The organism is Nitrosophilus kaiyonis (assembly GCF_027943725.1).
Lineage (GTDB): Bacteria > Campylobacterota > Campylobacteria > Campylobacterales > Nitratiruptoraceae > Nitrosophilus_A > Nitrosophilus_A kaiyonis.
This window is the reverse complement of the sequence record NZ_AP025696.1, coordinates 807,467-824,038: the sequence shown is the minus strand read 5'-3', so window position 1 is coordinate 824,038 and position 16,572 is coordinate 807,467. Positions and strand designations below refer to the sequence as shown.

At 31.1% G+C, this 16,572-nt stretch carries 25 protein-coding genes and 5 tRNA genes; 1 reads left to right on the top strand and 29 read right to left on the bottom strand.

The window, feature by feature from the left end:
* Positions 1–105: 105 nt before the first annotated feature.
* From rplL to QML81_RS04320, 14 genes are all read right to left on the bottom strand, one after another.
* Positions 106–489: a 50S ribosomal protein L7/L12 gene (gene rplL / locus QML81_RS04385; protein ID WP_281951963.1), complete on the bottom strand. Its 384-nt coding sequence runs from the start codon at positions 487–489 to the stop codon at positions 106–108.
* A 25-nt stretch (positions 490–514) separates the two neighbouring features.
* Positions 515–1,030, bottom strand: a complete 516-nt coding sequence (gene rplJ, locus QML81_RS04380; RefSeq protein ID WP_281951962.1) for a 50S ribosomal protein L10 — start codon at positions 1,028–1,030, stop codon at positions 515–517.
* A gap of 94 nt (positions 1,031–1,124) precedes the next feature.
* Positions 1,125–1,829, bottom strand: a complete 705-nt coding sequence (gene rplA, locus QML81_RS04375) for a 50S ribosomal protein L1 (protein WP_281951961.1) — start codon at positions 1,827–1,829, stop codon at positions 1,125–1,127.
* 51 nt (positions 1,830–1,880) lie between these two features.
* Positions 1,881–2,306, bottom strand: a complete 426-nt coding sequence (rplK, locus tag QML81_RS04370; RefSeq protein WP_281951960.1) for a 50S ribosomal protein L11 — start codon at positions 2,304–2,306, stop codon at positions 1,881–1,883.
* A 21-nt stretch (positions 2,307–2,327) separates the two neighbouring features.
* Positions 2,328–2,858 carry a transcription termination/antitermination protein NusG gene (gene nusG / locus QML81_RS04365; protein ID WP_281951959.1) on the bottom strand — a complete coding sequence of 177 codons (531 nt, stop codon included), beginning with the start codon at positions 2,856–2,858 and terminating at the stop codon, positions 2,328–2,330.
* 17 nt (positions 2,859–2,875) lie between these two features.
* Positions 2,876–3,055, bottom strand: a complete 180-nt coding sequence (gene secE, locus QML81_RS04360; protein WP_281951958.1) for a preprotein translocase subunit SecE — start codon at positions 3,053–3,055, stop codon at positions 2,876–2,878.
* Between the two features lie 13 nt (positions 3,056–3,068).
* Positions 3,069–3,144: transfer RNA gene (locus QML81_RS04355), tRNA-Trp, on the bottom strand.
* A gap of 51 nt (positions 3,145–3,195) precedes the next feature.
* Positions 3,196–3,348 carry a 50S ribosomal protein L33 gene (gene rpmG, locus QML81_RS04350; protein ID WP_281951957.1) on the bottom strand — a complete coding sequence of 51 codons (153 nt, stop codon included), beginning with the start codon at positions 3,346–3,348 and terminating at the stop codon, positions 3,196–3,198.
* 36 nt (positions 3,349–3,384) lie between these two features.
* The gene (gene tuf, locus QML81_RS04345; RefSeq protein WP_281951956.1) at positions 3,385–4,584 is read right to left on the bottom strand and encodes an elongation factor Tu; all 1,200 of its coding nucleotides are present in this window, start codon (positions 4,582–4,584) and stop codon (positions 3,385–3,387) included.
* Between the two features lie 89 nt (positions 4,585–4,673).
* Positions 4,674–4,748, bottom strand: a tRNA-Thr gene (locus QML81_RS04340).
* A gap of 102 nt (positions 4,749–4,850) precedes the next feature.
* Positions 4,851–4,927, bottom strand: a tRNA-Gly gene (locus QML81_RS04335).
* Positions 4,928–4,939: 12 nt separating this feature from the next.
* Positions 4,940–5,025, bottom strand: a tRNA-Tyr gene (locus QML81_RS04330).
* A gap of 31 nt (positions 5,026–5,056) precedes the next feature.
* Positions 5,057–5,133 (bottom strand) — tRNA-Thr (locus tag QML81_RS04325).
* A gap of 34 nt (positions 5,134–5,167) precedes the next feature.
* Positions 5,168–5,911 carry a YaaA family protein gene (locus tag QML81_RS04320; protein ID WP_281951955.1) on the bottom strand — a complete coding sequence of 248 codons (744 nt, stop codon included), beginning with the start codon at positions 5,909–5,911 and terminating at the stop codon, positions 5,168–5,170.
* Positions 5,912–5,954: 43 nt separating this feature from the next.
* Between QML81_RS04320 and QML81_RS04315 the strand changes: the two genes are divergently transcribed.
* Positions 5,955–6,374 (top strand): hypothetical protein, encoded by a 420-nt coding sequence (locus QML81_RS04315; RefSeq protein WP_281951954.1) that lies wholly within the window; start codon positions 5,955–5,957, stop codon positions 6,372–6,374.
* 102 nt (positions 6,375–6,476) lie between these two features.
* Here QML81_RS04315 and tkt read toward each other — a convergent pair whose 3' ends face one another.
* The 15 genes from tkt to infA form a co-directional block, all read right to left on the bottom strand.
* A complete protein-coding gene (gene tkt, locus QML81_RS04310; RefSeq protein ID WP_345741147.1) occupies positions 6,477–8,420 on the bottom strand; it encodes a transketolase in 1,944 nt (647 codons plus the stop codon).
* A 164-nt stretch (positions 8,421–8,584) separates the two neighbouring features.
* Positions 8,585–9,457: a polyprenyl synthetase family protein gene (locus QML81_RS04305; protein WP_281951952.1), complete on the bottom strand. Its 873-nt coding sequence runs from the start codon at positions 9,455–9,457 to the stop codon at positions 8,585–8,587.
* Entirely contained in the window at positions 9,458–9,772 is a 315-nt protein-coding gene (locus QML81_RS04300) for a YbaB/EbfC family nucleoid-associated protein (protein WP_281951951.1), read from the bottom strand.
* A gap of 89 nt (positions 9,773–9,861) precedes the next feature.
* Positions 9,862–10,227 carry an aspartate 1-decarboxylase gene (panD, locus tag QML81_RS04295; protein ID WP_281951950.1) on the bottom strand — a complete coding sequence of 122 codons (366 nt, stop codon included), beginning with the start codon at positions 10,225–10,227 and terminating at the stop codon, positions 9,862–9,864.
* A gap of 1 nt (position 10,228) precedes the next feature.
* Positions 10,229–10,615, bottom strand: a complete 387-nt coding sequence (locus tag QML81_RS04290; RefSeq protein ID WP_281951949.1) for a (2Fe-2S) ferredoxin domain-containing protein — start codon at positions 10,613–10,615, stop codon at positions 10,229–10,231.
* A 151-nt stretch (positions 10,616–10,766) separates the two neighbouring features.
* A complete protein-coding gene (locus QML81_RS04285; protein ID WP_281951948.1) occupies positions 10,767–12,044 on the bottom strand; it encodes a UDP-N-acetylmuramoyl-L-alanyl-D-glutamate--2,6-diaminopimelate ligase in 1,278 nt (425 codons plus the stop codon).
* A complete protein-coding gene (locus tag QML81_RS04280; protein WP_281951947.1) occupies positions 12,034–12,621 on the bottom strand; it encodes a hypothetical protein in 588 nt (195 codons plus the stop codon). The genes QML81_RS04285 and QML81_RS04280 overlap by 11 nt, the downstream gene beginning before the upstream one ends.
* Positions 12,618–12,923, bottom strand: coding sequence for a NifU family protein (locus tag QML81_RS04275; protein WP_281951946.1), 306 nt, complete (start codon positions 12,921–12,923; stop codon positions 12,618–12,620). Before QML81_RS04275 ends, QML81_RS04280 begins: the two co-directional genes overlap by 4 nt.
* Positions 12,924–13,032: 109 nt before the next feature.
* The gene (rplQ, locus tag QML81_RS04270; RefSeq protein WP_281951945.1) at positions 13,033–13,383 is read right to left on the bottom strand and encodes a 50S ribosomal protein L17; all 351 of its coding nucleotides are present in this window, start codon (positions 13,381–13,383) and stop codon (positions 13,033–13,035) included.
* Between the two features lie 10 nt (positions 13,384–13,393).
* Entirely contained in the window at positions 13,394–14,389 is a 996-nt protein-coding gene (locus QML81_RS04265; protein ID WP_281951944.1) for a DNA-directed RNA polymerase subunit alpha, read from the bottom strand.
* Positions 14,390–14,498: 109 nt separating this feature from the next.
* A complete protein-coding gene (gene rpsD / locus QML81_RS04260) occupies positions 14,499–15,125 on the bottom strand; it encodes a 30S ribosomal protein S4 (protein WP_281951943.1) in 627 nt (208 codons plus the stop codon).
* A gap of 45 nt (positions 15,126–15,170) precedes the next feature.
* Positions 15,171–15,560 (bottom strand): 30S ribosomal protein S11, encoded by a 390-nt coding sequence (gene rpsK / locus QML81_RS04255; RefSeq protein WP_281951942.1) that lies wholly within the window; start codon positions 15,558–15,560, stop codon positions 15,171–15,173.
* 11 nt (positions 15,561–15,571) lie between these two features.
* Positions 15,572–15,934 (bottom strand): 30S ribosomal protein S13, encoded by a 363-nt coding sequence (rpsM, locus tag QML81_RS04250; RefSeq protein WP_281951941.1) that lies wholly within the window; start codon positions 15,932–15,934, stop codon positions 15,572–15,574.
* 3 nt (positions 15,935–15,937) lie between these two features.
* A complete protein-coding gene (gene rpmJ / locus QML81_RS04245) occupies positions 15,938–16,051 on the bottom strand; it encodes a 50S ribosomal protein L36 (protein ID WP_012081622.1) in 114 nt (37 codons plus the stop codon).
* A 271-nt stretch (positions 16,052–16,322) separates the two neighbouring features.
* Positions 16,323–16,541 carry a translation initiation factor IF-1 gene (infA, locus tag QML81_RS04240; RefSeq protein ID WP_281951940.1) on the bottom strand — a complete coding sequence of 73 codons (219 nt, stop codon included), beginning with the start codon at positions 16,539–16,541 and terminating at the stop codon, positions 16,323–16,325.
* Between the last annotated feature and the right edge of the window lie 31 nt (positions 16,542–16,572).

The following is a 16,572-nucleotide window of genomic DNA, read 5'->3' as shown; positions in this document are numbered from 1 at the left end:
GTAGTTTTAAGCCGTAGTTGGCTTTTTGTAGGGGGCAAGATAATATAATATCTAACTTTTTATTAAAGAGAGGATAAACCTCTCTTTTAATTTTATTTTGCAAAATTATTTAATCTCTACTTTTGCACCAGCTTCTTCAAATTGTTTTTTAATCTCTTCAGCTTCTTCTTTGCTTACACCTTCTTTTATTGTTGTAGGTGCACTTTCAACAGCTTCTTTTGCTTCTTTTAATCCAAGACCTGTAATAGCTCTAACAACTTTAATTGCATTTATTTTTTTAGCACCTGGATCAGTTAGAACTACATCAAATTCTGTTTTTTCTTCACCAGCAGCTCCACCTTCAGCTCCACCTGCAGCAACAGCTCCAGCTACAACAGTTGGCTGAGCACTAACACCAAATTTTTCTTCAAATTCTTTTACTAATTCACTTAATTCTAATACAGATAGATTAGATATATACTCAATTACATCTTCTTTAGTTATTGCCATTTTTCTCTCCTTATTTTTTTAAATTTTAAGCATTTTCTTTTTGTTGTTTAATATTTTCAAGCACAGTAACAAAATTTTGTTTAGGTGCATTCCATACATAAAGAAGGTTGCGCATTGGTGCTGTCCAAACAGATAGAAGCATACCAAGAAGCTCTTCTTTGCTTGGAAGTTTAGAGTATGCTTCAATTTTTGCAGCATCCGCAACTTCACCCTCAAAATATCCCTGTTTTATTTTAAATCCTTCAGGAGCTTCTTTAGCAAATTCAGTAACTGTTTTTGCTAATGTTACTAAATCATCTCCCCAAACAAGGATATTTGTATCTTTTAGTTGAAAATCTTCGATGCCAGAGTTTTTAAGAGCTATCATTGCAAGAGTGTTTTTTACAACTTGCGCTTTTAGCCCATTTTCTTTGGCTTTTTTTCTCAAAGATTCCAACTGTGATACACTCATTCCTTTATAATCACAGTCTATTATAGCTGCTGCATTTTTAAACTCTTCAGAGAGTTTAGCAACAACCTCTTCTTTTTGGGCTCTAGTCAATTTTTTAACCTCCTTTCCGACAGAAGACTTCAAGCAGGTCTTATCAAAATGCCCGCTATCTTCAGTCTAAGATAAAGTTTGAAAAAATTTTAAACTATTTTAAATCCATTAATTCTTGTGTATTTAATTCAATTGCCGGACTCATAGTTAGAGACAAAGCTGCATGTCTTATATATTTTCCTTTTGCAGCAGCTGGTTTTAACTTATTTATAGCTCTTATAAACTCTTCTAAATTCTCTTTTATTGCTTCTTCAGAAAAACTCACCTTTCCTATACCAGCGTGAATATTACCTTTTTTATCAACTCTAAAATTAACTTGACCACTTTTTGCATTTTTAACTGCTTTGCAAACATCCATAGTTACAGTACCAGTTTTAGGGTTAGGCATAAGCCCTTTTGGTCCTAAAATTCTACCTATTTTACCAACTAGACCCATCATATCTGGTGTTGCAATAGCTATATCAAAATCAATTTTTCCATTTTGAATATCTTCAACTAAATCTTCTGCTCCCACAACATCTGCACCACACTCTTTTGCTTCGTCAGCTTTAACACCTTTTGCAAATACTGCTACTCTTACTTTCTTTCCAGTACCATGTGGTAATACAACAGAGCCTCTAACCATTTGATCTGCATGTCTAGGATCAACACCAAGTCTTAAAGCAACTTCTACAGTTTCGTCAAATTTTGCAGATTTTAAATCTTTTACTTTATTTACTGCTTCTTCTAAAGAATAGATTTTACCTTTTTCAATCTTTTCTAATAATTGTTGATATCTTTTTGAATGTTTTTTTCCCATATTACTCTCCGCATTTTATTTGCTACCGCTTTATCCAAGCGGTCAGGATTATTAGTCAACTATCTCAACACCCATACTTCTACATGAACCAGCAATTGTTCTTTTTGCTGCTTCTAAATCATCAGTATTTAGATCTGGCATTTTAGTTTTTGCTATCTCTTCAAGTTGAGCTTGAGTTATTTTTCCAACTTTATTTTTAAGTGGGTTATCACTTCCTTTTTGAATACCTGCTGCTTTTTTGATTAAATCAGATGCAGGCGGCTGTTTTGTAATAAAAGTAAAGCTTCTATCAGCATATACAGTAATAATTACAGGGATATTAAATCCCATCATATCTTTAGTTTTTTCATTAAAAGCTTTACAAAATTCCATAATATTAACACCTCTTTGACCAAGAGCTGGTCCAACAGGAGGTGATGGATTTGCTTTTCCGGCTGGAATTTGCAGCTTTATTTCACCAACAACTTTTTTAGCCATCTATTTTCCTTTCTTGTTTGATTAGATTATTTTTTCAACTTGAGAATATAAAATTTCTACTGGCGTACTTCTTCCAAATATAGAAACATTTAATTTCAGTTTTCCATGTTCCATATCATACTCTTCAACAACACCAGTAAAATTTGCAAATGGACCTTCTATAATTCTAACAACTTCACCAGGTTCAAAAGAGATTTTTGGTTTTGGCGCAGTTTTTTGTTTTGCTTTTTCAAGTATTACTTTAACATCCTCTTCACTTAGAGGGGTTGGTTTTTTTGATTCTCCGATAAATCTTCCTACTTTAGGCATTGACTGAATTTTATGCCAAAGATCTAAATCCAAATCAATAAGTGCAAAAACATATCCAGGATACAAAGCACGCTGTGTTATTTTCTTTTTACCTTTTTTTACCTCAATAACATCTTCAGTAGGTACAATTACTTCTTTTATTTTGTCTTCTAAATGCTCATCTTTCGCTAAATTTTCAATAGCTTTTTTTACTGCTTGTTCACTTCCAGCGTAAACCTGGATTGCATACCATTTATGTGCCATCTAATTTTTTCCTTAAATTACATTATATGTGAAAGAGAAAATGACATTGTTAAATCTATCAATGCTAAAAATAGTGATACAATTAATACTACAACAAATACAGCTATATAAGCATTTTTTACTTGATCTTTAGTAGGAAAAATAACTTTTTGTATCTCTAACTTTGCTTCATTAAAATATTTTAAAAATTTTTCCATCATTTTCCTTTAGTGGCAGGGCAGGAGGGACTCGAACCCCCAACACGCGGTTTTGGAGACCGCCGCTCTACCATTGGAGCTACTGCCCTATATTAAGGTTGAAGGATGAAGGATTTGTTTCCTTCTACCTTCTTCCTTTATTAAAGTTTTGCTTCTTTATGAATTGTATGTTGTCTACAAAATTTACAATATTTTCTTATTTGAAATTTTTCAGTGTGTGTTTTTTTATTTTTAGTTGTGTGATAATTTCTTCTTTTGCACTTCTCACAAGCTAAATGAATAATTTCTCTCATTTTTTTGCCTTTTAATAGGGGCAAAGCCCCTTATAATTATTCGATTATTTTAGTTACAACTCCAGCACCTACAGTTCTACCGCCTTCTCTGATAGCAAATCTTGTTCCTTCTTCAAGAGCAATTGGTGCAATAAGTTCAGCTGTAATTTTTACATTATCTCCAGGCATAACCATTTCAGTTCCCTCTGGAAGGATAACACTACCAGTTACGTCAGTTGTTCTAACATAAAATTGTGGTCTATAACCACTGAAGAATGGAGTATGTCTTCCACCCTCTTCTTTTGTTAAAACATAAACTTCTGCTTCAAATTTTGTATGAGGTGTAATTGATCCTGGTTGGCAAAGTACCATACCTCTTTCAACATCCTCTTTTTTAGTACCTCTTAAAAGAACACCAACATTATCTCCAGCTTCACCTTGATCAAGCTCTTTTCTAAACATTTCAACGCCGGTAACTGTTGTTTTTTGAGTTGGTCTAATTCCAACTATTTCAACTTCGTCACCAACTTTTACAATACCTCTTTCAATTCTACCTGTAACAACAGTACCTCTACCAGAGATAGAGAAAACATCTTCAATTGGCATTAAGAAAGGTTTATCAATATCTCTTTCTGGTGTTGGAATATATTCATCAACAGCTTCCATTAGTTTTAAGATTTTTTCAGACCATGGTCCAATTTTTCCCTCTTTAGCTTCTTCTAAAGCTTTAAGAGCTGATCCAGCAATAACAGGAACATCATCGCCTGGGAAATCATATTCATTTAAAAGCTCTCTAACTTCCATTTCAACAAGTTCAAGAAGCTCTGGATCATCAACCATATCTTCTTTATTTAAAAATACAACAATGTAAGGAACTCCGACTTGTCTTGCAAGAAGGATATGCTCTCTTGTTTGTGGCATAGGACCGTCAGCAGCAGAAACAACTAATATAGCTCCATCCATTTGTGCTGCCCCAGTAATCATATTTTTAACATAGTCTGCGTGTCCTGGACAGTCAACGTGTGCATAGTGTCTTTTGTCAGTTTCATATTCAACGTGAGAAGTTGCTATTGTAATACCTCTTTCTCTCTCTTCAGGTGCATTGTCTATTTGGTCATAATCTCTTTTTTCTGCATAACCTTTTTCAGCAAGAACTGCAGTTATGGCAGCAGTTAGAGTAGTTTTACCATGGTCAACGTGACCGATTGTACCAATGTTAACGTGTGGCTTGGTTTTGACAAATTTTTCTTTAGCCATCTTTTCCTCCATTTAATTTAGATTAAAATTCGGGCTAATTCTACTAAAAATTACCCAAATATTTTCTTAAGAATTTATTTAATTTTGGATGGAGCCCAGAAGCGGGATTGAACCGCCGACCTCTTCCTTACCAAGGAAGTGCTCTGCCACTGAGCTATCTGGGCACACCTTATTATGTGACACTGATTTTCAATAACTATAATAATCTATTGGGAGGTGAAACTAATAAGTAGGAATGGAGTCTTTTTAGTTCAGCTCCCAGTTTATGGAGCGGGAGACGGGACTCGAACCCGCGACCCTCAGCTTGGAAGGCTGATGCTCTAGCCAACTGAGCTACTCCCGCATATGACACTAATGGTGGTGGGAGGAGGATTCGAACCTCCGAAGGCGAAAGCCAGCAGATTTACAGTCTGCCCTCGTTGACCACTTGAGTATCCCACCAGTGTCTTACTGGTCAAACACTGATTTAAAATGGAGCCGGTGAAGGGACTCGAACCCCCGACCTGCTGATTACAAATCAGCTGCTCTAGCCAACTGAGCTACACCGGCACATAATTTGGACTGAAATTTTACTAATTTTTTTCTAACTTGTCAATATTTCATAAACAATTTCTTGAAATTTTTTTCCTTTTTTTATCTCTACTATTGATAATTTTTCAATGTTAAGTCCCATAAATTCATCTATTGATTCAATTTTATTTTTTGCTAATTCTCTTAAAATAATTCCTCTATATGCTTTAGCAAAATGACTAACTACTTTTCCGTTTTTAATAAATTTCAGTTTTGTATAGTATTTATTTGGTATATAAAATTTCTCATAAAATCCTGCCCTAAGATCTAAAATATCTTCATCTTCTAAAAATTTATCTAAAATACTGCTACAACTCTCTTTATATATTTTTTCTATTTTTAGATCTTTTAATTTAGCACCCTGTTTAAATTTATAATTTGGTATTTTATCTTTTGCAAGTAATGGACCAAATAGGTTGGAAAAAATAATAACATTTTCATCAATAAAATTTTTCTCTTTCTCATTTAATGATTTATAATCTAAATATTTATAAGCTACGCCCAAATATCTCTCAATTGCCTTAGTTGTTTTTTCATTAAAAATATCAATTTTATATTTTTTGCATTCATTTATATCTTTTAGGCCAAAAAAATTACATAATTCTTCTATACAACTATTTTTTAAATAATTGTTATATTTTTCCAGTATTTCTAGTCTAGATTTGTTACACTCATTAAACTTAAACGAATCAATATTTAATTTTTTAAAATCTCCTCCACTTATTTTTGCTTCGCTTGGTGAAAATAGTATTTTCATAAATTCTCCTATGTTAAAATTATAAAAATATAAAGGTAGATATATGAAATATATAAAAATAATAATTTTAATATCTTTTATTTTAACAATTACTCTTATTTCAAAACATTTTCTAAAAGCTTCTAATCCTTTAGAAGAAGCACTAAGAAAAAAGGAGTATGCTCCAAAAAATGATGTGATTATAACAAAACCTTGCGATATTAATGATACATATTGTCAAATTGATCTGTTTAAAAATAGGCCAAAGGATCTTGATTCTCTTTTATTAGAAAAAAAATTAAAACAACCAATTCATTCATTAAATCTTGGTGTAATTAAAATAAAAAAGACTCAAAGAAAAATAGAAAAAGAGGTTAGTAAAGATATAAAAAAGCTGTTCTTTTTACCAAAAAAGATAAAAGTCAAATCTGAATTGAAAAAAGATAAAATTTATACAAGATTTATATATAGATTTGAAGATTAGTTTAGAACACCTATAGTTATAAATATTTAGAATAGTTGAGTAGTTAAAAAGGTTAAAATAGTTGAGTGGTTCAACCACTTAACCACCCAACTAATCAACCACTCAACTTCTCAACAACTTTTCAATTCTATCAATCACATTTTGTATAGTAAAACCATACTCTTTAAAAATTTCACTTGCCTTACCGCTTGCACCAAATCTATTTTCTATTGCTAAAACGTCATCGGCAAATCTATACCACTCAACTCCTGAAGCTGCTTCAATAGCCAAAACTTTTGTATTTTTATCAATTACACTATCTTGATACTCTTTTGACTGTTCTAAAAATAGCTCCATACAAGGCATACTAACAATATTTGCATTTATGCCTCTCTCTTCTAAATGGCATCCAGCCTGAAGCGCAAGCATTACTTCGCTTCCAGTTGCTATTAATGTTATTTTAGCATTATCTCTTTTTTTAATAATATATCCACCAAATTTTGGATCACCATAATCTCTTTGAGGTTTTAAAGTTTTCAGTTTCTGACGGCTAAGAACAAAACCGCATGGTTTATTTAGATTCAATGCAGCTTTCCAACATTCAACATTTTCAGTAGCATCTGCTGGCCTAAAAACATAAAAATTAGGCAAAGCTCTAAATTGGCTTAAATGCTCAATTGGTTGATGTGTAGGTCCATCTTCACCTACACCAATACTATCATGAGTCCATACAAAATAGTTTTTTAAATTTGATAAAGCAGCAATTCTAACTGCTGGTTTTTGATAATCGCTAAATACAAAAAATGTAGCATTAAATGGAATAACTAATCCATATGCAGCCATTCCATTTGAAATTGCTCCCATTGAATGCTCTCTTATTCCAAAATGAAAATTTTTCCCTTTTGGAAAATCTCCAAAGCCTTGAAGATATGTTTTATTTGATGGTGCTAAATCCGCGCTTCCTCCTACAAATCCAGGAAGAGCTTTAGCAATAGCATTTAAAATTTTTCCATTACTATCTCTTGTAGCAATTTCGCTTCCAGGCTCAAACTCAGGCCACTCAATTGAGCTAAAATCTGGATTTTGTAAAATATTTAAGAGTTCATTTTGCTCTTTATATGGCAATTCTAAAAGAAGTTTTTTCCACTCTTTTTCTGCAAGCTCGCCCTTTTCAACTGCACATCTAAATCTAACCAGTACATCTTCTGGTACAAAAAAGTGTTTATCTGGATCAAAACCCGCTTTCTCTTTTGCACATCTAATATCATCTTCTCCAAGAGGAGCACCATGAGAGTGTGGATCACCCTCATATTTACAGCTACCTTTTGCAATAACTGAATGTGATATTATTAAAACAGGTTTATCTCTTCTTTTTGCCCAATTTAAAGCAGAATCAATATCATCATAATTATGACCATCAACTTCAATAACATCCCAATTTTGAGCTTCAAATCTATCTCTAATATTTTCATTCCATGCTATAGATGTATCGCCTTCAATTGTAATATGATTACTATCATAAATCATTATCAAATTATTAAGTGCAAATCTTCCTGCAATGGCACATGCTTCATAACTTATTCCCTCTTCTAAATCTCCATCTCCACATAAACAGTAAACTTTATGATCAATTACTTTAGCACTTTCACTGTTTAAAAGATATTCTAAATATCTTTGTGCCATAGCCATACCAACAGCATTTGCAACACCTTGTCCAAGAGGACCGGTAGTGATTTCAACTCCTGGCGTATGACCATATTCTGGATGCCCTGGAGTCTTTGAACCAAACTGTCTAAACTCTTTTAAATCTTCTAAGCTTATATCATAACCCCAAAGATATAAAAGAGAATAAATTAAACCGGTGGCATGGCCTCCACTAAAAACTAATCTATCTCTATTTATCCATTTTGGATTTTTAGGATTATGTTTTAAATGCTCACTTAAAACTACAGCAACATCTGCTAGACCCAAAACTACTCCTGGATGCCCGCTGTTTGCCTTTTGTATCATGTCAAGACCTAAAAATCTTATAGTATCAGCCATCTTTTTTCGCATTTTATTATCCATGTTTACCTCACTTTTATTAGTCAATAGTCAATAGTCATTAGTCATTAGTTATTAGTTATTAGTGACTATTAGGATTTAGTGTTAGTGAATTAGTAATTATACTCTTATTTGTACTTAACTGTTAACACACTGATTCCCAATTCTCAATGACTAATGACTAATAACTATTTATTCATAAACTTCCGATGTCTAAAAATATATTCAGTTAAAAGATTTTCTAAACTCTCTTTTAGATTTTTATCAAAACTATTTAACTCATTTTCTAACTTCAATGCTAATTTTTCCGCTTCATTATATGCTCCATCAACACCAAGCAGATTTACAAAACTGTTTTTATTAGTATCATTGGAAGTTGTTTTTCCAGCACTCTTTTCATCTTCTAAAGAATCAATCAAATCATCTTGAATCTGAAATAAAAGTCCAAGGTCTATTCCAAAATTATAAAGCCTATTTTGAAAATCTTCATCTTTTTCACAAATAATTGCACCCATTTTCAAACTCGCAGCAATAAGTTTGGCAGTTTTATGAATATGTAAAAATTTTAATTTTTCAATATCTAATATTTTATTTTCAAAGTAGCAATCTATAGCTTGACCTAAAACCATTCCATATATTCCACCATTATATGATAATTCATAAGAAAGCTTCGTTTTTACATCTGAAGATAATGGTGCAGTTGAAATAAGATAAAATGAGTGTGTATTTAATGCATCACCAACTAATATTGCTGTAGTTTCATCATATTTTTTATGTAAAGTTTTATATCCTCTTCTAAGATCAGCATTATCCATACTTGGCAGATCATCATGTATTAAAGAGTAAGTGTGTAAAAATTCTATTGCTGCGGCTATTGGATATGAGTTTTTTAAAAGAAGAGGTTCATATGCTTTTACAACATTCAAAAGCAAAAGAGGCCTAAATCTTTTTCCCCCAGCTTTTAGCATATAATTTAAAGCTTCATTGAAATAGGGATGAAAACTCTCTACATTTATAAGATTTGACAGAAGATATTTTTCAAAATTTTCTTTTAGACTCATCTATTGTTGTCCAAAAGGATTTTGTCCACCCATAAGATTCATTGCAACTCTTTTCTTTTCTTCTTCAACCATTTTAAGAACATCATTTATTGCACTTATTAAGAGTATCTGTAAAGATTCTTTATCTTCAAGTAGTGAATCATCAATATCTATATCTATAATTTCACCTTTACCATTAGCACTTACTTTTACTAATCCACCACCACTTTTTGCAACAAATACTTTTTTTTCACTCTCTTCTTGTATTTTTTTGGCTTTTTCTTGTATCTCTTCTAATACTTTTCCTAAATCCCCAAGATTTAGTTTATCAAACATTCTTTCCCTTCTTTTATAATTAGTTGAGTAGTTAAAAAAGTTAAAATAGTTAAGTGATTCAACAAATACCACTTAACCACTCAACTATATCACATATAATTTAATATTTCATCAATATCATTATTTTCATTTACCAAAACTATTGTAGGCTCATAATTTTCCAACTCTTCTTCATTAAAAAGTGCATAGGCTACTATAATTATTTTATCTCCTGGATGAGCCTTTCTTGCAGCTGCTCCATTAAGACAAATATCTCTTTTGCCTCTTTCACCTTTAATTACATAAGTAGTAAATCTTTCTCCATTATTTATATTTAAAATTTCAACTTTTTGACCTACTCTTAGTTTTGCTGCTTCAAGAAGCTCTTCATCGATAGTAATTGATCCAACATAGTTTAAGTTTGCATCAGTTACTGTTGCTCGATGAATTTTGCTATAAAGCATCTCAATTTGCATATTATGCTCCACTACTCATTTTTATCATATCTGCTACACTTATTGGCTCATCCCAATACTCTTTTGGAATCAAATACTCTTCTACTGGTTTTCCACCAATAATATGTTCATCTATAATTTTATCAATTTTTTCCTTATTTAGTCCAACATACATAAAATGACCCGGTTCAACAAGCATAACAGGCCCTAATTGACATCTATTTAAACATCCAGTTCTTACTGGCTGAACAGTTGCAATAATTCCTTTTTCCATCAATTTTTGTGCCATATATTGAAAAAGTTGTTGAGATTCAGGATCATTTGCATTTACACAACTTGGCTTTGGAAAACCTGGAGGTGCTGATTGCTCACATTTGAATAAATAAAAAGCTGGTTGAGGCATTCCCATTTTTTTCTCCTTTAAATCATACTAAATTTGTCTGAATTTTAGCAATAATTCTTTAAATAGTTATTAGTTATTGGCAATTAGTTATTAGTAAAAGTTTCATTTAAGCCATTTAATAACCAATAACCAATAACCAATAACCAATAACCAATAACTAATGACTAATGACTAATGACTCTCTCACAATTTCTCTATCATCAAAAGGAATTTTTTTACCATTTATCTCTTGATATGTTTCATCCCCTTTTCCAAGAATAAGCAAAATTTCATCACTTTTTAAATTTTTAATTGCTTTTTTTATCGCCTCTTTTCTATCTTCAATTAGCTCTGCTTTATTCTTATCCACTACACCTTGATAAATATCATTTATAATATCAATTGGTTTTTCGCTTCTTGGATTGTCACTTGTAATATAAATTTTTTTGCAAAATCTTGAAGCAATATCACCCATTTTAGCTCTTTTATCTCTATCTCTATCTCCACCAGCACCAAAAACACAAACCAAATCTTTACCAGGAAAAGATTCAAAAACCTTTTTCATTCCATCAGGTGTGTGAGCAAAATCGATTATAATTAATGGTTCATAATTTATTACTTCCATTCTGCCACTAACACCTGCAAAATTTTCTACATTTTCGCAAATTTCATTTAATGGCATATTTTCTAAAATTTTAACTGCACTAACGGCTGCAGCGAGGTTATATACATTAAAAAGACCAATAAGAGGAGAGTGAAAATCTGCAATTTCATCTGCAAATTTTATAGCAGCACTAATACCATTTTCTAATGAGTAAGCCAATATTTGAAAAGTTGATGGATTATCAAGTCCATAACTATATGCATTTTTATAATTAAACTTTATTAATGGGTCATCTTTGTTTATAAGTTTTTTTGAATCGTCTAAAAAAAATGAATTTTTTATATCTACATAATTTTTAAAAGTTTTATGATAATCTAAATGGTCTTGAGTTATATTTGTATGAATTTTTAATGAAAAATTTAAATCTTCTATTCTATTTTGCTCAATCGCATGTGAACTAACTTCCATTACAAAATATTCACAATCTCTCTTTTTAGCTTGATATAGATGTTTAATAGTATTTAATATCGATGGTGTTGTTAATGATTTATCCTCAATTTTTTCATCATTTATAAAAAAACCTCTTGTTCCTTGCAAAGCACACTTTTTACCACTATCAATTAAAAGAGAATAAATTGCAGCACTTGTAGTTGTTTTACCATTAGTTCCAGTAACACCAATAATTTTTATATCTTCTAATGATAAAATTTTTATAAGCTCTTTTGGAGTAATAAAGTTTTTTATATTTTTATCTACATATTTACTATTTTGAGATGTTTTTAAAAAATAAATATTTTCATTATACTCTTTTGTATTATCTGTTACAGTTATATCTTTAAAATTAATTTTCATGATGGTCTATTCTTGGTTTAATTTTTTCAAACATTTCTCTGATTTTTGTATCTGTAGGATATAAAGAAGAGGCATCTTCAAGATAACTCATTGCCATCTCTTCATAGCCATTATCTATTAACTCTTCTAAAAAATCTAAAAAATCTTTTTTTTCATGAATTATAACTTTTGTACTAAACATTATATCTTCAAAGGCTCTTTTAAAACTTCCTCTATATTCTATATGTTTTTTAAAATCTTTATAGCTTATTCCCTCTTCAAACTCTTCATTATCTTCATTTATAAATTTAGAAATTTGATCAAGTGTTGTATCATGAGAATTTATAATATCTTCTATTATTTTTTCTGCATCTTTATTTTTCTCTTTTTTTAATGAATAGTAATAATCATAAAGAACATTTGCTTCATCATTCTCTTCAGTTGCTAAATCGCTAAGCAAAATTCCTATTTTTGCCTCTCTATTTTCAGGATCTTGTTTTAAAATTAAAGAGTAATAAAAAATTGCTTTTTTATAATCTCCATTCAAAAATGCTCTATTTGCTTTAGAAAAAAGTTTTTTAAACTCTTTTTTACTCATTTTCCCTCTTCTTTTGTTAACTGCTGTGCAATCTCTTCCCATTTGTCAATCATATCTGGAGCAATATTTATAACTTCTATTTCCGGATGTATATCAATTTTTAATTGTCTCTCTACTCCATATTTTAAAGTATTTCCACTTGCTGCACAACCAACACAAGCTCCTCCAAGTGAAACAAATACTTTTCCATTTTTTACACCTAAAAGTTTTATATCGCCACCATCTAAAGCTAACATTGGTCTTATTTTCTCAATAGATTTTTTTACTGCAGGCAAAAGATCCTCGTCACTAAAAGGTATCATTTTTACTCCTATAATTTTATGTAAAAGGAATATATGGTAAGTATGCTTTAATAAAGATTAAATATTTATTTTAATTGAGGAGAAAGTTCAGGCAAAGCCTGAACTATGATTATACAAGTTCTATGAAAGCCATAGGGGCAGCATCACCTCTTCTAATTCTTGTTTTTATAATTCTAGTATAGCCACCATTTCTTGACTCATACTTAGGTGCAATCTCATTAATAAGTTTTTTTGTTGCTTCTTTATCCTGCAAATAAGCAAAAACTTCTCTATGAGCATTAAAATCGCCCTTTTTAGCTTTTGTTATCAGTTTTTCTATATAGCTTCTTAAAGTTTTTGCTTTTGCAACTGTTGTTTCAATTTTTCCATTCATAATTAAAGCAATTGCTAAATTTTTTAGCAAAGCTTTTCTATGTGAACTCGTTCTTCCAAGTTTTCTGTAACCATGTTTATGTCTCATAAAACATCCTTTAAGACTTTAAATTTTCCAGCTTTTTCTTTAATTTTTCTAAAAGTTCTTCACTTAAATTTTCAGCTGTATAGCCTAATTCTTCAAGCTTTTCTTTAATTTCATCTAAAGATTTTTTTCCTAGATTTTTTATATTTTTAAGTTCATCTTCACTCATTAAAACAAGCTCGCCAACATATTTTATCCCTGCTCTTTCAAGACAGTTATGACTTCTTGCACTCAAATTCAAAGTATCAATTGAATCTAAAAATTTTTTTATCTCATTAGAACTTTTACTGTTTGTATTTTCTTCACTTACTTGAACATTAAGCTCATTATTAAAAACAGACATTTGGTTATACATAACGGCTAATGCATCTTTAAATGCAGTAAGTGGATCAACTTGTCCATCAGTTTCAATATTAAAAACAATCTTTTCAAAATTTGGATTATCTTCTACCAAAACTTTTTCTATATCATAAATGGCTTTTTTAACAGGTGTAAAAAATGCGTCAAGTGGAAGATAGCCTTCTGGCAAACCTTCTCTTATCTCTTCACTTGGCACATAACCTATTCCTTTATGGATAATTAAAGAGAATTTTAGATTCGCATCTTCATTTAGAGTTGCTAAAAAAGCATCAGGTGTAACAATCTCAATGTCCTCATTTTCAAGGTCTTTGCCATAGATCTCTTTTGGACCATTAAATTCGTAAGAAACCTCTTTTTTATCACTATCATCTCTTATTTTAAATCTTATATTTTTTAAATTGATTATAAAAACTGCAACATCTTCTAACATTCCTCTAACGCTATCAAATTCATGAGCAACTCCATCAATTTTGATAGCAACAGGCGCATAGCCTATAGAGCTACTAAGTAACAATCTTCTTAGAGGATGTGCAACAGAAATAGCAAATCCACTCTCATATGGATAAGCCTCAATTCTTATACTATTTTTGCCAGTTTGAAAAACTTCAACCTCTGTAGGCATATAAGGTGACGTTTTAATTTTTTTCATGCTTACTCTCTCTTTTTGAATTTTTTATACAGGATGAAGGTTGAAGGATGAAGGATAAAGGCAGAAGGAATATTATCCTTCCACCTTCTACCTCATTTCCTTCTACCTATTATTTAGAGTATAGCTCAACTATTAATCTTTCTTCAACAGGTATAACTACCTCTTCTCTTTCTGGAAGTCTTGTAAATATACCAAAAACTTTTTCTTTATCAACATCAACCCAAGGAACAATTCCAGTTTGATTAGAAAGTTCTATAGATCTTTGAATTTGAGGATTATTTTTGCTTTTCTCTCTTATTTCAATTTTTTGACCTGGTTTTACTCTGTATGAAGGAATATCAACTCTTTTCCCATCTACTAAAACATGTCCATGATTTACAAGCTGTCTTGCAAATCTTCTAGTTGAAGCAAAACCCATTCTATATACTACATTATCAAGACGTCTTTCAAGTAAAATTATTAAATTTTCCCCGGTATTGCCTTCCATTCTTGCAGCTTCTTTAAAAAGATTTCTAAACTGCTTTTCAGCAACACCATACATAAATTTAGCTTTTTGTTTTTCTCTTAATTGTAATCCATATTCACTAATTTTTGCTCTTCTTTGTCCATGCTGTCCTGGTGCATATGGTCTTTTATCAATTGCCGATTTTCCAGCTAATCTTCTTTCACCTTTTAATGCAAGGCTTACACCAAGACGTCTTTCAATCTTCTCAACCGGACCTCTATATCTTGCCATAGTTTCTCCTAACTTTAAATTCTATAACTTTTGCGTACCGTAATATTAAACTCTTCTTCTTTTTGGAGGTCTACATCCGTTGTGTGGTAATGGTGTTATATCTTTAAAGAAAAGTACTTTTATACCTTCAGTTGCACCTACAGTTTTTACTGCTGTATCTCTACCACTACCTGGCCCTTGTACTTTTATACCAACTTCTTTAATACCATGCTCTTTAGCTTTATTTAGAGCATCTTCAACTGCTTGTTGAGCTGCAAATGGAGTAGATTTTTTACTGCCTTTAAAACCAAGGCTACCAGCACTACTCCATGCGATTACATTACCCATTTCATCAGTTACAGTAACAACTGTATTATTAAAAGTTGCGTTTATATAAACTATACCTTTTGCAATATTTTTTTTAACTATCTTTTTTCTTACTCTTCTTTTTGCCATTTATCAATCCTTTATTTAGAACCTACAGTTTTCTTTTTACCTTTTCTTGTTCTGGCATTAGTTTTTGTTCTTTGTCCTCTTACAGGAAGACCACGTCTATGTCTTAAGCCTCTATAACAGCCTATATCCATAAGTGCTTTTATATCCATAGCAACTTTTCTTCTAAGGTCTCCCTCTACCATATAATTGTCTCTTATCTCTTTGTTTATTTTTGCAACTTCATCTTCTGTTAATTCATAAACTCTTTTATCATAGCTGATACCTGTAGCATCAAGAATTTTTCTAGAAGTTGCTAAACCTATACCATAAACATATGGTAATGCATACTCTATTCTTTTGTTTTTTGGTAAATCTACACCAGCAATCCTAGCCATTTACTATCCTTGTCTCTGTTTATGTTTTGGATTTACACATATTACTCTAACAACGCCTTTGCGTTTAATGATCTTACACTTTTCACACATCTTCTTAACAGATGGCCTTACTTTCATTGCATCTCCTTCAAAATAGGTAGAAGGGCGAAGGATGAAGGATGAAGGATGGAGGATGAAGGAATATTTTCCTTCTATCTTCTACCTTCTACCTTCTACCTCAACCCTAGTAACTGCACTTTATTACGGTACGCTTAGGTTTAATAATTTTATTAAACCAATCCTTGTAAAAAGAGTGCAACTTTTTACAAAGATTTTTCACTAGACTCCCAAAAAGGGACATAATTATACTGAAATAGAGCTTAATTTAAGATAAATTTTAAATTTTTAACTATTTATATCTAAATACTATTCTACCTTTATCAAGACTATATGGTGTTAATTCAACTTTAACTTTATCACCAGGTAATATTTTTATATAATGCATTCTCATCTTACCAGCAATATGACATAATACTGTATGTCCATTTTCAAGCTCTACTCTAAACATTGCATTTGGTAAAGCCTCTTTTACTATACCATCAACTTCAATTACATCATCTTTAGCCATTTATCCTCCTGATTTGATATATTAGTTAAAA

Coding starts and splice junctions, on each gene's coding strand:
- QML81_RS04265 (WP_281951944.1), bottom strand. CDS start 14,389: ATGAAAAAAATTAAAACGTCACCTTATATGCCTACAGAGGTTGAAGTT.
- rplL (WP_281951963.1), bottom strand. CDS start 489: ATGGCAATAACTAAAGAAGATGTAATTGAGTATATATCTAATCTATCT.
- QML81_RS04320 (WP_281951955.1), bottom strand. CDS start 5,911: ATGAAAATACTATTTTCACCAAGCGAAGCAAAAATAAGTGGAGGAGAT.
- rpsK (WP_281951942.1), bottom strand. CDS start 15,560: ATGGCAAAAAGAAGAGTAAGAAAAAAGATAGTTAAAAAAAATATTGCA.
- tuf (WP_281951956.1), bottom strand. CDS start 4,584: ATGGCTAAAGAAAAATTTGTCAAAACCAAGCCACACGTTAACATTGGT.
- QML81_RS04275 (WP_281951946.1), bottom strand. CDS start 12,923: ATGATACCTTTTAGTGACGAGGATCTTTTGCCTGCAGTAAAAAAATCT.
- secE (WP_281951958.1), bottom strand. CDS start 3,055: ATGGAAAAATTTTTAAAATATTTTAATGAAGCAAAGTTAGAGATACAA.
- infA (WP_281951940.1), bottom strand. CDS start 16,541: ATGGCTAAAGATGATGTAATTGAAGTTGATGGTATAGTAAAAGAGGCT.
- rplA (WP_281951961.1), bottom strand. CDS start 1,829: ATGGGAAAAAAACATTCAAAAAGATATCAACAATTATTAGAAAAGATT.
- QML81_RS04280 (WP_281951947.1), bottom strand. CDS start 12,621: ATGAGTAAAAAAGAGTTTAAAAAACTTTTTTCTAAAGCAAATAGAGCA.
- tkt (WP_345741147.1), bottom strand. CDS start 8,420: ATGGATAATAAAATGCGAAAAAAGATGGCTGATACTATAAGATTTTTA.
- nusG (WP_281951959.1), bottom strand. CDS start 2,858: ATGGCACATAAATGGTATGCAATCCAGGTTTACGCTGGAAGTGAACAA.
- rpsM (WP_281951941.1), bottom strand. CDS start 15,934: ATGGCTAGGATTGCTGGTGTAGATTTACCAAAAAACAAAAGAATAGAG.
- QML81_RS04290 (WP_281951949.1), bottom strand. CDS start 10,615: ATGGGAATGCCTCAACCAGCTTTTTATTTATTCAAATGTGAGCAATCA.
- rpsD (WP_281951943.1), bottom strand. CDS start 15,125: ATGGCAAGATATAGAGGTCCGGTTGAGAAGATTGAAAGACGTCTTGGT.
- QML81_RS04305 (WP_281951952.1), bottom strand. CDS start 9,457: ATGAGTCTAAAAGAAAATTTTGAAAAATATCTTCTGTCAAATCTTATA.
- rpmG (WP_281951957.1), bottom strand. CDS start 3,348: ATGAGAGAAATTATTCATTTAGCTTGTGAGAAGTGCAAAAGAAGAAAT.
- QML81_RS04315 (WP_281951954.1), top strand. CDS start 5,955: ATGAAATATATAAAAATAATAATTTTAATATCTTTTATTTTAACAATT.
- QML81_RS04285 (WP_281951948.1), bottom strand. CDS start 12,044: ATGAAAATTAATTTTAAAGATATAACTGTAACAGATAATACAAAAGAG.
- rplQ (WP_281951945.1), bottom strand. CDS start 13,383: ATGAGACATAAACATGGTTACAGAAAACTTGGAAGAACGAGTTCACAT.
- rplK (WP_281951960.1), bottom strand. CDS start 2,306: ATGGCTAAAAAAGTTGTTGGTGAAATAAAGCTGCAAATTCCAGCCGGA.
- QML81_RS04300 (WP_281951951.1), bottom strand. CDS start 9,772: ATGTTTGATAAACTAAATCTTGGGGATTTAGGAAAAGTATTAGAAGAG.
- rpmJ (WP_012081622.1), bottom strand. CDS start 16,051: ATGAAAGTAAGGCCATCTGTTAAGAAGATGTGTGAAAAGTGTAAGATC.
- panD (WP_281951950.1), bottom strand. CDS start 10,227: ATGCAAATTGAGATGCTTTATAGCAAAATTCATCGAGCAACAGTAACT.